This window comes from Segniliparus sp. (assembly GCF_051660745.1).
Lineage (GTDB): Bacteria > Actinomycetota > Actinomycetes > Mycobacteriales > Mycobacteriaceae > Segniliparus.
The window spans coordinates 1-12,126 of record NZ_JBOFQF010000043.1; the positions used below are offsets into that span (position 1 = coordinate 1).

Here is a 12,126-nt window from a genome sequence, read left to right on the forward strand (position 1 = left end):
CCCCCCCCCCCCCCCCACGCCTCTTTCTTGGAGCTAGCCCAGCTGTCGGAGCTAGTCCAGCCGGGTCACCGAGCAGCCGGTGATCTGCGCGTCGGAGGGCGCGCTCCGACGCGCGTCTTGTTGGGCGGCCGCGGCGGACTCGCGCGTCGCGGAGGAGACCCCGGACGTGGTGCCGCCGCCCCGGCGCAACAGGTAGTGGCAGGTCGCGGAGTACAGGTTGCCGCCGCCATGCGGACCGGGCTTGGTGTGCGCGGCTGGGGTTGCTTCAGCTACGGGAGCGATGGAGCCGAGTGCTCCGACGGACATGGCCAGGGCGGCGATGACAGGGGTCTTCATGCGATTCCTTTTCTTCAAACAGGTGTCAAAGTGGGTTGTCGCTCGGTTGCTCGTCTTGTTGTCTGAGGCTCAGACTCCGTTGTCTTGAACTTCGCGCGACGAGAACTTCCCCTCCTATGGGCCGCTCTCATTCGAGTTAGACGCGCCAGAGCAGCGTCTGGTTCCCTCTCGTGGAAAATCCGACCAGGAAATCGCTTTGCGCGGGGAGCCCGCTGCTTAGGTGAGGGTGCGTCGTCCGGCGAGTGCTCGGCCCAGCGTCATCTCGTCGGCGAACTCCAAATCCCCGCCCATCGGCAGGCCCGAGGCGAGCCGGGTCACCTCCAGGTCCGGGAAGTTGGCGAGCATCCGGGCGAGGTATGTGGCGGTCGCCTCGCCTTCGGTGTTGGGGTCGGTGGCGATGATGATCTCGGTGACGGTCACGCCGTCCACGGTCGTGCCGAGCCGGGTCAGCAGCTCTTTGACCCGCAGCCGGTCGGGGCCGATTCCCGCGAGCGGGTTCAGCGCTCCGCCGAGCACGTGGTAGCGGCCGTGGAATTCCCTGGTGCGCTCGATGGCGACGACGTCTTTCGGCTGGGAGACCACGCAGATCCGGGACAGGTCTCTGCGGGAGTCCTTGCAGACCCGGCAGGTCTCCTCCGCCGCGATGTTGCCGCAGATATCGCAGAAGCGAACTCCGTCGCGGATTTTGGCGAGCGCCGAGCCGAGGCGCTCGATCTCGGACTTCGGCGACCCTACAAGATGGAACGCGATGCGTTGCGCGCCCTTCGGCCCGACTCCGGGCAGGCGGCTCAACTCATCGATAAGGTCCTGGACCGGGCCTTCAAACACCCCAGGATTCTACTGCGCCGAAGCTGCGCTGCTCACCAACGCGGCCGGTGATGCTGATAATTGGCGAGCGACGGGCGCTGCGGCGCGGCCACGAGCTCGGGCTCTGCGACGGGCTCTGGCTCCGGAACTGCGGCCTCCGCCGCTGTCTGCGCCTCGGGCGCGGGCGGGGCGGGCGGTTCCGCAGGGGCTGCGGCGGACGGGGCCTCGGGGGCTGTCGCGGGGAAGTCCGGCAGGCTCAAGTCGGGCAGGCTCAAGTCCGGGACGGATGCGGAGAGCCCCGGCGTCGGGGACGCGAGGGCAGGGGAGAGGGAAATGCCCGGCGACAAAGAGGGCACGGCTTCCGACAGCGACGAGGCGGAGAGCGTCGGGGCGGAAAGGGCCGGCTCCGGCGCGGCAGGCTGCTCGGGTTCCGGCTCGGCCGCTGTGGCGATCGGCTCGGGCTCCGGAAGGTCGATGTTGAGGGGGGAGAGGATCTGCGCGGCCAGGTCGCGGGCCTGGTTGTTCGCACTGCGGAAAGCCTGCAGGATCTTGCGCTGGAGCCCGTCGACGTCGGCGGGGTTCACCGCCGAGGGATCGATCTTGATGTCGCTGACTTCGCCAAGGCCGAGCACGGTGACGCTCACGTGGCGGTCCTGGTCGAAGCCGGTCGCCCGCACCGAAGCCACGTCGGTCTGCGCTTCGAGGTATTTGCGTTTGATCTCTTCAAGCTGTTCCAGCACTGCCTGGGGATCGGGGATGTTTGCGCTCACCCGTCATCACTCTCCTCTTCCGTTGCGAAAAACATACCAGGCGCGGTGTTTTCGGCGGTCCGTACACTTGGGATTCATGACCAGGTGCGCGGCGTTTCTGCGGGGAGTCAATGTGGGCGGCGTGAGCTTGCGGATGGCCGAGGTGAGGCAAACGGTCGAAGACGCGGGTTTCGCGGGGGTGAGAACAATCCTCGCCAGCGGGAATCTGCTTTTCGACCATGAGGGGGCGCTCGCTTCGGCGAAACAGGGGGTGGAGGAGGCGCTGCGCGCGGGCTTCGGCTACGAGGCGTGGGTCTTGGTCTACGATCTCGCCGAGGTGGCCCGGATCGAAGCGGCGTTCCCTTTCGAAGAGTCCGACGACATACAGTCGTATGTTGTCTTCTGCTGCGATCCGGATGTGCTGGACGAGCTGTCGGCCCTGCGGCTCGAAGCCCCGGAGCGGCTCGCGAGGGGGGAGGGGGTCTTGTACTGGCAGACCCCGAAGGGCACGACGCTCGACGGCGAGATGGGCAAAGCGATGGGCAAGAAGCGCTATAAGTCCAGCACGACCACCCGGAACCTCCGGACGGTCCGCAAGGTGCTGTCCTTGGCATGATCCAGAAGGACCAGTCCGGGAGACCAGGACGGCTCATCCTGGAAGAGCTCTGCCGCGACGTTGGGCCGCTTGGGCGAGCATGGCTGGTGGCTGGAAGCCGCCGATTTGCTGTTCGAGCAGTTCGGCCAGTCGTATTGTGGTGCGGTCTTCAAACATTGGGCCGATGAGCTGCACTCCGACCGGCAGGCCCTCGGGGGATCGGCCCGCGGGTATAGCTGTCGAAGGCAGGCCGGGCATCGTGGCCAGACCGGCCCAGGCGAGCTGGTCGAAGTACGGGTGCTCGACCCCGTCGATGTCGAGCCTGCGTTCCAGCAGATCAGGGTTGTGGTCGTGCGGGAACGCGGGAGTCGGCGTGATCGGGCACACGACGGCGTCGAACTCGCCGAACAGCTGCCGCCAGCCGTGGCGATGGATCTCGCGGCGGTTGTCCACCTCGATCCAATCGCGGTGGCTCAAGACCATGCCGCGCAGCCGTGCCGCGTCGAGGCTGTGGTCGTGCGCGCTCAGGCAGGCTGCGCGGGCCTGCAACTGCTCGTGCGTGTCGAGGGGAAATCGCGCCACGGAGCCAGAGAACAGCAATTGCGTGTACAGCGACGCGGCCTCGGCAAGGTCGGGCAGCAGCGGACTGTGCCTCTCGACGCGGGCGCCGCTGTCGGCAAGCGCGTCGGCCACTCGGTCGACGCCCGATCGAACCGCGGCCCCCGTCGCAAGGAGTGGATGCTGGTCGAGGACCAAGACTCGAAAGTCGCCGAGCGCCTCGTGGCGCGCGGGCGGCAGCGCCACCTCGTGCGCGACGCCGATCGTGAGCGGGTCCGGTCCTGCCATCACGCCAAGCAGGAGAGCGAGGTCACGGGCAGTGCGCGCCATCGGGCCGACGACAGCGAGGTCGGCCTCGGCAGGCAATGCCGGCGCGGGCGGCGGGACCATGCCGCGCATCGCTGCCAGCCCGAGCGTCGGCTTGTGCGCGTAGACGCCGCAGAAATGCGCGGGGACGCGCAGCGAACCGGCGAGGTCGGAGCCGATGGAGAGCGCGCCGAAGCCGGAAGCCAGGGCCGCGGCCGAGCCGCCGGAGGACCCGCCCGACGTGCGGCTGCGATTCCACGGGTTGTTGGTGGCGCCGTAGATCTCGTTGAAGCTCTGCACGTCTTGCAGTCCTAGGGGCACATTGGTCTTGCCGAGCACGACCGCGCCTGCGGCCTTGAGCCGCGACACTTGTACTGCGTCCTCGGGCGGTAGATAGTCCCGGTACTGCGGCATGCCCCAGGTCGTGGGCAGCCCGACCATGTTGTAGGACTCTTTGACCGTCACCGGAATTCCCAGCAGCGGCCGATCCTCACCCCGGCCGCGTGCCCGGTCGGCATGCCGGGCCGCCGCCCGCGCACGATCGAAGTCAGGCACGCAGATCGCGTTGATTGCCTTGTCGTCTCGCTCAATCCCAGCGATCGCGGCGTCGGTCAATTCCGCCGAGGACACTTCGCCAGCGCGTAACGCGGCCGCCAGATCACTGGCCGACCGAAAATTCCATTCCATGATTTCGACGCTAACGGTCCTCTGCGGAGGCCATAAAATCCCGCTCCTCGCAACCGAAACGAGCCGAGGGCTCCCCGGCGAGAGGCCACATCGGAGTGTCGACCGCAAGAAGCGCCGTGATTGGAACCGGTGCCACCGCTCATCCCAGCGGGGCGGCGCGCTGTCGGCAATGTCTTGGCCCGCAAACACCTAGCCAATGTCTTGGCCCGCAAACACCTAGCCGCCCTGGTTTTCACGCGGCAGGGGCACGAGCTGGCGGCGGAGCAGTGTGTGGGCGAGCCGTGCCGTCGCGAGCAGCTCCTCGCGCGCGGAGCCGAGGTTGGATTGCGCGGACAACCCGTGCCAGACGGCCTGGACGAGCCCGGTCAGCGCCGAGGGGTCGGCGCCGTCCGCCAGCGCCCCGTCCCGGCCCGCCTGTTCGAGGCGCGCGAGCAGCGTCCGCTCGTTCGAGGCGTGGAGCTCGGCGATATAGGCGCTGGTGTCGAGCGTGCCCGCGCTGTCTGCCATCGCGGCGCTGCTGACGAGGCATCCGGGGTGCGCGGCAGCTGGCTGGGTGAACTCATGGACCGAGTCGACGAGGACGCGTTCGACGACTGCCTCGGCGTTCTTCTCCAGCACGGCGCGCTGGTAGATCTCCCGGTACCGCTCCGCGTAGGTCCGCACTGCCTCCTCGAACAGCCCGGCCTTGCTGCCGAAGGCCGTGTACAGGCTGGAGGCGGAGACGCCGAGGGCCTCGGTCAAAGCCCTGGTCGAGACGCCGGAATACCCGCGCCGCCAGAACAGGCGGGCGGCTGCGAGGACCGCCTGGTCGCGGTCGAAGGCGCGTGGTCGGCCACGGTTGCGGCCAGGGTCGGCTTGCATTCTGTATCGTTCGCTCCATAATTTGTGTTATGGAGCGAACGATACAGAAAAAACTACCGGTCGGCCAGGGCAGCTGGGTCGTGGTCGACGTGTACGGGGACCCGGCGGCTGCGGGCATTGTCGTTTTCCCCGGCGTGATGAGCGACGCGAACACATGGCGCGCTGTCGCGGCGGGTGTGGCGGCTTGGCCGTCGGTGGCGGTGGTCAATCGTCGGGGGCGTGCGCCATCGGGTCCTTTGACCAGCGAGTATTCGTTGCAGAGGGAGGTGGAGGACCTGGGCGTGGTCCTGGACGAGCTCGGCGGCTGGGACACGGTCTTCGGTTGGAGCTACGGCGCCTTGGCCGTGCTCCTGGCGGCCAACTGCCGTCCGCTCGGGCACGTGATCGCCTATGAGCCGGTGCTGGGCCCGTTCGCCGCCGACGCGCTCGCCGGCCTCAAGGCGGCGGACGAGCAGAAGGACTGGGATCGCAGCGTCGAGATCGTGAACCGGCAAGTCTCCGGCTTCTCCGAAGCGCATGTGGAGGCCTTGCGGGCCGATCATGAGGTGTGGGCGGGCCTGCGCTCGCTCGCCGAGCCGCTGCACGCCGAGCTCGACGCGCTCAACACAGCCCCGGTCCCGCAGGCTTTGGGGCTGCGGGCAGGCCGGGTCGATTTGGTCGTCGGCGGACGGAACAGGGGAACGGCCCCGTACGGGACTGCGTTCGACGACGTCCGGCGGCGCACCCCTGAAGCGAAGGTCCACGAATTCCCGGGCCAGGGGCATCTCGCCCATGTCGAAGACCCTGGCGGGCTCAGCCGTCTGATCGACGCGCTCGCCCCTCGGACGGGCGGGCGTTAGGCCGCGAGGCGCTTTGCGAGGTTGCCGAGAACCTCGCCCTGGATCTTCTTCAGGCCGAGGGGCGCGAAGATTCCCTCGAAGATCCCGCCGATCCCGCCAGCCCCGTTCCACGTGGTCGTCACCGTGACCTGCGAGGCCCCGCTGCCGGACGGGACGACGTTCCACACGGTGACGAGGCTGGAGTTCGCGTCCTTCTCGGTGACCGTCGAGCCGTCCAGCGCGACCGAGGCCTTGATGTCGCGGGAGCGGGACTTGGTCGCCTGCAGCGTCCACTGCGCCACCGTGCCAGACCCCGTGCCGCCCTCCAGGACCCGGTAGTCCCGGTAGTGCTCGCTCAGGATCGCGGGACGGACCTCGCGATAGTCGGCGACGGCGGCGAGGGCCGCCTCCGGGCTCGCCGCGATGACCAGGCTGCTTTCGGCTTTCACTTGTCCCATGGCCCCATCCTAGCCGGTGGGTTTGGCGCGAGCCTGCCACATTCCTCTGGCAGAGCGCGCGCGGAGTGGCTACCGTGGAGATATGGCCGTCGATTATGAGGCCGGTTTGCTTCGGCTCGCAGACTCGTACCGGCGGATCCCCGCCGGGGAGCCAGTGCGCCTTGCGAAGCAGACGTCGAACCTTTTCCGCCTAAGGGCCAAGCCTGCCGCGCCGGGGCTGGACGTCTCCGGCCTCTCCGGGGTGTTCGATGTGGACCCGCAGGCGCGCACGGCCGAGGTCGGCGGGATGTGCACGTACGAGGACCTGGTCGCCGCGACCCTGCCGCACGGCCTCTCGCCGCTTGTTGTGCCGCAGCTCAAGACCATCACGCTCGGCGGCGCGGTCACCGGACTCGGGGTGGAGTCGGCCTCGTTCCGCAACGGCCTGCCGCACGAGTCGGTTCTGGAACTCGATATTTTCACCCCGACGGGCGAGATCGTCACGGCGCGGCCCGGGCCCGCCGGCCCCGGAGGCATAGCGCAGGGCGAGCACAGCGATTTGTACTTCGGCTTCCCGAACTCCTACGGCACGCTCGGCTACGCCACCCGGTTGAAGATCGAGTTGGAGCAGGTGGCGCGGTATGTCGCGGTGCGCTCGGTCCGATTTTCCAATCTCGATGAGCTGAGCGGGGCGATTGTCGCGATCTGCGCCGAGCGGGCCTGGGACCGCGAAGCGGTGGACTACGTCGACGGGGTGGTCTTCTCGCCGGAGGAGGCCTACCTCGTGCTCGGCAGGCAGACCGAGGAGCCGGGGCCGACCAGCGACTACACCGGCCGGAAGATCTTTTACCAGTCGATCCGGCACGGGGCGGAAGGCCGGGTGGAGCGCGACCGGCTCGCCATCCACGACTACTTGTGGCGCTGGGACACGGATTGGTTCTGGTGCTCGCGGGCCTTCGGGGCGCAGCACCCCGTCGTCCGGCGGTTGTGGCCGAGGCGGTGGCGGCGGTCGAGCGTGTACTGGAAGCTCGTCGCCCTCGACCGCCGGTTCCACATCGCCGACCGGCTCCAACGGCGCGCGGGCCGCCTGCCGCTGGAGCGGGTCGTCCAAGACGTCGAGGTGCCGGTGGACCGCCTGGCCCCGTTCGTGGAGTGGTTCCTCGGCGAGACCGGGATCGCGCCGGTGTGGCTCTGCCCGATCGTCTTGCGCGAGCCCCATGCGGGCGCGGACCCCGCGCAGCCGTGGACGCTCTACCCGTTGGAGTCGGGCAGGACATGGGTGAACATCGGGTTCTGGTCCGCGGTGCCGCAGAGCCCCGGCGACCCGAGCCGCACGAACCGACTGGTCGAACGGGCCGTGGCGGAGTTCTCCGGCCACAAGTCGCTGTACTCGGAGTCGTTCTACACGCCCGAGGAGTTCGAGAAGCTGTACGGCGGGCAGCGCTACCGCGACCTCAAGGCCCGATACGACCCGGAGGGCAGATTCTTGACGCTGTACCAGAAGACAGTCCGGAACAAATGAGCATGTGGCTGAGGAGCGCGCGATGACTACGACACTGTCCAAGACGAAAGCGGAAGGGCTCGCGCAACTGCTGGCCTCCTACATGCTGCCGGACGAGGGCGTCGGGGAGAACGCGCGCGAGCCAGGCGGCCCCGGGGCTTTGGACCTGAGGTTCACCGCCTTCGACGGGAGCTCGGCGGGGCCGCCCGACGCCCGCTACGGCTGCCATCTCACGAGCGAGCGGGGCGCCCGCTACCTCTTCACCGCGCCCGGCGAGCTGGGGCTCGCCCGCGCCTATGTCTCGGGCGAGCTGCGCTTGTCCGGAGTGCGCGAAGGCGACCCGTACGAGGCGCTGCGGCTGCTCGCGGACAATTTGCGGTTCCATCCGCCGTCGGCGGTGGAATTGCTCAGGACCGTCGCGGCGCTCGGGCCGAGGGCGCTGGCCCCAATCACGCCGCCGCCGCAGGAGGCGCGCCCGCGCTGGCGGCGGGTCGCCGAGGGCCTGCGGCATTCCAAGGCGCGCGACGCCGAGGCGATCCACCACCACTACGACGTGTCCAACACCTTCTACGAGCACGTGCTCGGCCCGTCGATGACCTACACTTGCGCCTGCTATCCCGAAGCCGACGCGTCCCTCGAAGCCGCGCAAGAGCACAAGTACCAGCTCGTGTTCGACAAGCTGGCCCTCAAGCCGGGGGACCGGCTGCTCGACGTCGGCTGCGGATGGGGCGGCATGGTGCGCCACGCCGCCGAGCGCGGGGTCAAAGCGCTCGGGGTGACGCTCTCCGCGCAACAGGCGCAGTGGGCGCAGCAGGCGATCGAGCGCGAAGGCCTCGGGGATCTCGCGGAGGTGCGGCACGGCGACTACCGGGACGTGGCCGAAGGGGGCTTCGACGCGGTCTCCTCCATCGGGCTCACCGAGCACATCGGCGTGGCGAACTATCCGGCGTACTTCGCCTTCCTCGGCGACAAGCTCAAGACCGGCGGCCTCTTGCTCAACCACTGCATCACCCGCCCGGACAGCAAGCTCGTGAACCGCGCCGGGTCGTTCATCGACCGCTACGTCTTCCCTGACGCGGAGCTCGCGAGCTCCGGGCGGATCACCGTCGAGGTCCAGGACGCCGGGCTCGAGGTCCGCCACAGCGAGAACCTGCGCGAGCACTACGCGATGACGCTGCGTGATTGGTGCCGCAACCTCGCCGACCGCTGGGACGAGGCGGTCGCCGAGGTCGGCGAGGGCACCGCGCGGGTCTGGGGCCTCTACCTCGCGGGTTCGCGATTGAACTTCGAGCGCAACAACATCCAGCTGCACCAGGTCCTCGCGGTCAAGACCGACGAGCGCGGAGGGGCTGCGCTGCCGCTGCGCCCCTGGTGGCGGCCATGACGAGCGGGCCGTACACTGGCTCGCGATGGACGACACGTTCCAGGTCGATCTTCGCGGGGTCGTCGACCTGCTCTCCCACCATTTGTACTCGAGCCCCAGGGTCTACCTGCGGGAGCTGTTGCAGAACGCCGTCGACGCGATCACGGCCCGCCGCGCGCTGGACCCGGACGCGCCGGCCGAGATCCGGATCGACGCGACGGGCGGCGCGCTGACCGTCGCCGACACCGGGATCGGCCTCGCGGCGGACCAGGTGCGGGAGTTCCTCGCCACCATCGGGCGCAGCTCGAAGCGCGACGACTTCGGCTTCGCGAGGCACGAGTTCCTCGGCCAGTTCGGCGTCGGCCTGCTCTCCGCGTTCCTCGTCGCCGACGAGGTCGAGGTCACGACGAAAGCGGCGGGCAGCCCGCCGGTGCGGTGGGTCGGCCGCTCCGAAGGGTCGTACTCGACTGAGCCCGCGCAGCGCGACGAGGTCGGCACGACGGTCCGGCTCGTCGCGCGCCCCGGCGCGGGCGAGTGGTTCGACCCGCGCACTGTCCGCGACGTCGTGGCGCTTTTCGGCTCGATGCTGCCGTACCCGGTCGCCGTCAACGGCGAGCGTGTCGCAGGAGGCGGGCTGCCGTGGGAGAAAGACGGGCGCAGCACCGGGCGGCGGGCGGCGGACCTCGTCGGCTACGCCCAGGACGTCCTGGGGTTCACCCCGTTCGACTTCGTGGAGCTCGAAGCCCCGGAGGCGGGTTTGACCGGGGTCGCGTACATCTTGGGGCACACCGCGAACCCCGCGCAATCCGGCGGGCACCGGGTCTACGTGAAGCGGATGCTGCTCGCCGAGGAGGCAGACCGGCTGCTTCCGGATTGGGCGTTCTTTGTCCGCTGCGTCGTGAACGCGGAGGAGCTGCGCCCGACCGCCAACCGCGAGGCCCTCTACGAGGACGAGCTCCTGGCGAGCGTGCGCGAGACGCTCGGGGCGCGTCTGCGGTCCTGGCTGATCGGCCTTTCGGCAGCCGAGCCTGCAAGGCTGCGTGCCTTCCTGGACGCGCACTATCTCGGGGTCAAGGCGCTGGCGGTCCACGACGACGAGATGTTGCGGATCATCGGGCGGTTCTGGCCGTTGCAGACCAGCCATGGCCCCATGACGCTCGCCGAGCTGGCCGAGGGGGAGGGGACGATCGGGTACACGCCCCGGTTGGACGAGTTCCGCCAGCTCTCCCAGATCGCGGCAGCCCAGGGGATCGTTCTGATCAACGCGGGCTACGCCTACGACGCGGAGCTGGTCGAGCGCTACGCCAGGGTCGACCCCGCGTTCTCGGCGCGCAGGATCGGCCCAGGCGACCTCGCCACGCGGCTCGACGAGCTCGAACCGGAGCTCGCCAGGGCGCTTGTGCCCTTCCTCGCGGCCGCGGGCCAGATCCTCGGGCCGCTCGGCTGCGAGGTGGTGGTGCGCAGCTTCGAGCCCGCCGGGGTCGCAGCCTTGTATCTGCTTGACCGGGCCGCCGCGCACCAGAGCGATGTGCGGGCGACCAAAGGGCTGATGGGCCAGTCGCAGATGGACGAGTTGTGGTCGGAGCTTTTGTCCGTGTTCGAGAAACCTGCGGCGGGAGGCCCGCAGCTCGTGCTGAATTTCCGCAACCCGCTGGTGGAGCAGATCGCCGGGCTCGCCGACCGGCCCAAGCTCTTGCGCCCGGTGCTCGAGGGCGTCTACGGCCACGCGTTGCTGTTGGGCCAGCACCCGCTCAGAGGAGCCGACTCGGCTCTGCTCAACCGCTCGTTCCTCGGCTTGGTGGAGCTGGCCTTGGCCGAAGGAGGCTCCGATGAGCGGTGAAGAAGAACTGCTGGTCGAGCTGCGGGAGGCCGTCGGCCTCGGCCATGGTCGGACCCAGATCGAGGCGATGGAGCTGGTGCTGGCCAAAGCGCAGGCCCAAGGCGAGGACGCGGTGGAGCACGCGACGCGCGTCCGGCTGGTCGAGGCGTACACCTTCGGCGGCGAGCCGGAGAAGCTGTTCTCGGCCTTCGCCTGGTGCCTCGCGGCCTACGAGCGGGGCGAGCGCCAGCACGAGTTCCGGCTGCTGTGGGCGTTCAAATGGATCGCGCACGGGTTCACCAGGTTTCCGCAGATCCCGCTCGCGCAAGGCCGCGCGATGCACGACGAGATGGAGCGCCGGTTCCGCGAGGCGGGGCAGTCGATGCAGCCCGTGCACCAGTACCGCTGCCAGTTCGCGCAGCACATCGGGGATCCGGGCACGGCGGCCGAGGAGTTCCGGCTCTGGGGCCTGAGCACCAGGGGCGCGTTGTCCAACTGCACGGTGTGCGACCCGACCGCGCGGGTGGCGTACCACAACTGGGCCCGCGACTACGAGGAGTCGGTGCGCATCGCCAGGGCCGCGCTGGACTCGGGCAAGCGCTGTGTCTCGGAGCCGCAGGCGATGATGACGATGCTCCTGGAGCCGTGCCTGAAGATCGGACGGCCCGACCAGGGCATGCGCGCGCACCGCGCCGCGTACCCGGCTGTGCAGGACAACCGTTTCGAGACGGGCCTGGTCTCCGAGCACATCAAGTTCTGCGCGCATGTCGGCGAGGCCGACCGGGCGTTCGAGCTGGCGGTGCGGCATTTGGACTGGCTGGACGGGGTCGCGACCCCGTCCGAGGACATGCGCCTGTCGACCGCGTGCGCTGTCGCGTTCCGGGTCGCGGCGGCGGGGGGCCACAAGGGCGAGCTGGTGCGCCGCCCCGCGTACGGCGGCCGTCCGGCGGGCGAGACGGAGGTGTCGGAGCTCGGGGACGAGCTGGCGGCGCGGGCGTTCGCGATCGCGGCCCAGTTCGACGAGCGGAACCAGAGCCTGGAGCAGTCCAACGGGGTGCGAGAATGGCTGGCGGTGTGAGCGGGCGGACGGTTTCGCGATTCGATGGAACTTCGACGGACGGCGCTGCGTCTAACCTGGATGTAGCGGGTTGCTGTTTTTTTGATCGTGAAGGAGGTGTCGTGTGGCTGGTGTGTCGGTCAGCGAGGAGTCGGTGAGGGCGATTGGGAAGGCGTGTGACGAGCTTTCGGGGCATTTGGACAAGATCAGTGGGGATGTGGACAAGGTTTCG

Annotated in this window: 12 protein-coding genes; 6 read left to right on the top strand and 6 right to left on the bottom strand. The window is 69.1% G+C overall.

All coding sequences use genetic code 11. The annotated features are described in order from the left end of the window. Positions 1-51: 51 nt before the first annotated feature. The 3 genes from ACRC20_RS16305 to ACRC20_RS16315 all read right to left on the bottom strand — a co-directional run bounded on the left by ACRC20_RS16305 (position 52) and on the right by ACRC20_RS16315 (position 1,913). Positions 52-336, bottom strand: a complete 285-nt coding sequence (locus ACRC20_RS16305; RefSeq protein ID WP_438687442.1) for a hypothetical protein — start codon at positions 334-336, stop codon at positions 52-54. A 216-nt stretch (positions 337-552) separates the two neighbouring features. Then, entirely contained in the window at positions 553-1,164 is a 612-nt protein-coding gene (gene recR / locus ACRC20_RS16310; protein ID WP_438687443.1) for a recombination mediator RecR, read from the bottom strand. Positions 1,165-1,196: 32 nt separating this feature from the next. Further along, the gene (locus ACRC20_RS16315) at positions 1,197-1,913 is read right to left on the bottom strand and encodes a YbaB/EbfC family nucleoid-associated protein (protein WP_438687444.1); all 717 of its coding nucleotides are present in this window, start codon (positions 1,911-1,913) and stop codon (positions 1,197-1,199) included. A gap of 76 nt (positions 1,914-1,989) precedes the next feature. Between ACRC20_RS16315 and ACRC20_RS16320 the strand changes: the two genes are divergently transcribed. Then, entirely contained in the window at positions 1,990-2,508 is a 519-nt protein-coding gene (locus tag ACRC20_RS16320) for a DUF1697 domain-containing protein (RefSeq protein ID WP_438687445.1), read from the top strand. Between the two features lie 33 nt (positions 2,509-2,541). On the opposite strand, the gene ACRC20_RS16325 is transcribed toward ACRC20_RS16320, so the two are convergent. After that, entirely contained in the window at positions 2,542-4,038 is a 1,497-nt protein-coding gene (locus ACRC20_RS16325) for an amidase (protein ID WP_438687446.1), read from the bottom strand. A gap of 216 nt (positions 4,039-4,254) precedes the next feature. Next, positions 4,255-4,899 (bottom strand): TetR/AcrR family transcriptional regulator, encoded by a 645-nt coding sequence (locus ACRC20_RS16330; RefSeq protein WP_438687447.1) that lies wholly within the window; start codon positions 4,897-4,899, stop codon positions 4,255-4,257. Between the two features lie 29 nt (positions 4,900-4,928). Here ACRC20_RS16330 and ACRC20_RS16335 point away from each other — a divergent pair, with 29 nt between their 5' ends. Beyond that, a complete protein-coding gene (locus tag ACRC20_RS16335) occupies positions 4,929-5,738 on the top strand; it encodes an alpha/beta fold hydrolase (RefSeq protein ID WP_438687448.1) in 810 nt (269 codons plus the stop codon). Here the strand turns inward: ACRC20_RS16335 and ACRC20_RS16340 are convergent. After that, the gene (locus tag ACRC20_RS16340; RefSeq protein ID WP_438687449.1) at positions 5,735-6,175 is read right to left on the bottom strand and encodes an SRPBCC family protein; all 441 of its coding nucleotides are present in this window, start codon (positions 6,173-6,175) and stop codon (positions 5,735-5,737) included. The two genes, ACRC20_RS16335 and ACRC20_RS16340, sit on opposite strands and share 4 nt — an antisense overlap. Before the next feature lie 82 nt (positions 6,176-6,257). Between ACRC20_RS16340 and ACRC20_RS16345 the strand changes: the two genes are divergently transcribed. The 4 genes from ACRC20_RS16345 (at position 6,258) to ACRC20_RS16360 (ending at position 11,915) form a co-directional block, all read left to right on the top strand. Next, positions 6,258-7,676, top strand: a complete 1,419-nt coding sequence (locus tag ACRC20_RS16345; protein ID WP_438687450.1) for an FAD-binding oxidoreductase — start codon at positions 6,258-6,260, stop codon at positions 7,674-7,676. Positions 7,677-7,758: 82 nt separating this feature from the next. After that, on the top strand, positions 7,759-9,039 hold the full coding sequence (locus ACRC20_RS16350) for a class I SAM-dependent methyltransferase (RefSeq protein WP_438687453.1): 1,281 nt from the start codon (positions 7,759-7,761) through the stop codon (positions 9,037-9,039). A gap of 25 nt (positions 9,040-9,064) precedes the next feature. After that, on the top strand, positions 9,065-10,858 hold the full coding sequence (locus tag ACRC20_RS16355; RefSeq protein ID WP_438687451.1) for an HSP90 family protein: 1,794 nt from the start codon (positions 9,065-9,067) through the stop codon (positions 10,856-10,858). Next, positions 10,848-11,915 carry a hypothetical protein gene (locus ACRC20_RS16360; RefSeq protein ID WP_438687452.1) on the top strand — a complete coding sequence of 356 codons (1,068 nt, stop codon included), beginning with the start codon at positions 10,848-10,850 and terminating at the stop codon, positions 11,913-11,915. The genes ACRC20_RS16355 and ACRC20_RS16360 overlap by 11 nt, the downstream gene beginning before the upstream one ends. Positions 11,916-12,126: the final 211 nt, after the last annotated feature.